We start from the raw sequence: 1,313 nt of genomic DNA, 5'->3' as shown, positions 1-1,313 counted from the left end.
CTATTTAATTTTTACATGTAGTTGATAAATAGCATAGTATAATAGAAGAGATACGTTTTTGATATGTAAGAAATAATGAAGTATTGAATAAAGGAGCAGGAAAATGGAATATGTACTTATATGTGTGATCCTAGCACTATTAGCGGGAGTATTTGTACTGTTTTATAAGAATAAACAGTTAGAATCAGAGAATCAACAAGTAGCATTTGAAAAGACACAAGCAATAGAAAACCATCAAGGTGAGATTGCGGCTACGGTTGCAAATTATGAACAGCAGCAAGAAACACTAAAAAGCGTAGAGAAGAAAAAATATAATGATTTAAAAGTGAGTACAGCTAGAGAAGTTGAAAATATGCGAATGATGAAGAACCAACTAGTTGTACAACATAGTAAAGAACGCAGTGAAATGCAACAAAAACATAGTCATGAGATACATAGGTTGCAAAATCTAATTACAGATTTAAAAGCGTATTCTAGAAATGTAGAAGAAATGAACACGCATGAAATGTTACATGATATGAAACGAGGCTTTGTTCAACAAGGAATCCTCACAGAAAATGAGCTATATATTATTCCAAATGTATTTTTACCTAAAGTATCGAGTCGAAATAGAAGTAAGATGGAAAATCGTCGGATTGATCATTTGTTGTTATTGACAACTGGAATATATGTAATTGAGACAACAGAATGGCAAGGAAGGATGATACATGGGTTAACGAAAGAAAACGCAGGGGTATATTCATTTATGATTGATGAGATTGGTAAACATCAACATGAATATGATAAAGAAGAAACATTTGTTTTTACGACAGAGGGAGATTCAAGGACTTTGAAGGTAGTAAATGAAGGGAACCCTGCTTATAAAGCAAAACACCTTTCAATAATTTTATATGAGTATTTGAAAGAGATGAATCCGAAAGTTTTAAAAGAAGAAGTGAAGCCAATTGTATATTTTGGAAATGAGATAAATGGAAGCGGACATGAAATCATCGACATTTCTAATGAGACACTACCGAGGTTGAAGGATAGAGACCAACTTGTTACTTATTTCAGAAATGGAATGTTAAAAGAAAAAGTGTTATATACAGTACAAGAATTACAAGAAATAAAAGAAATGGTCGAACGTATGGAAGATGTGGAGGTGTAAAAGAAACAATATGATGTGATAAAGGTGGTTTTTTATTGGGGAAATATAGAGATTTTTTATTATGGGGAACATTATATGTTTATATTTTTTTATATTTGTTCGTATATCTTGCTTTCATATTCATCATTGGCATGATTCATTCGTCTTATAATATAGTGAGTGTTTT

Annotated in this window: 1 protein-coding gene; it reads left to right on the top strand. The window is 31.3% G+C overall.

Annotated features, from left to right (window positions below):
* Nucleotides 1-103: 103 nt before the first annotated feature.
* The gene (locus V7183_RS25770) at nt 104-1,147 is read left to right on the top strand and encodes an NERD domain-containing protein (protein ID WP_335361312.1); all 1,044 of its coding nucleotides are present in this window, start codon (nt 104-106) and stop codon (nt 1,145-1,147) included.
* Nucleotides 1,148-1,313: the final 166 nt, after the last annotated feature.

The organism is Bacillus sp. JJ1127 (assembly GCF_036965845.1).
Classification (GTDB): domain Bacteria; phylum Bacillota; class Bacilli; order Bacillales; family Bacillaceae_G; genus Bacillus_A.
Note: the sequence above shows the minus strand (reverse complement) of the source record. Positions and strands in the feature narration are given on the sequence as shown.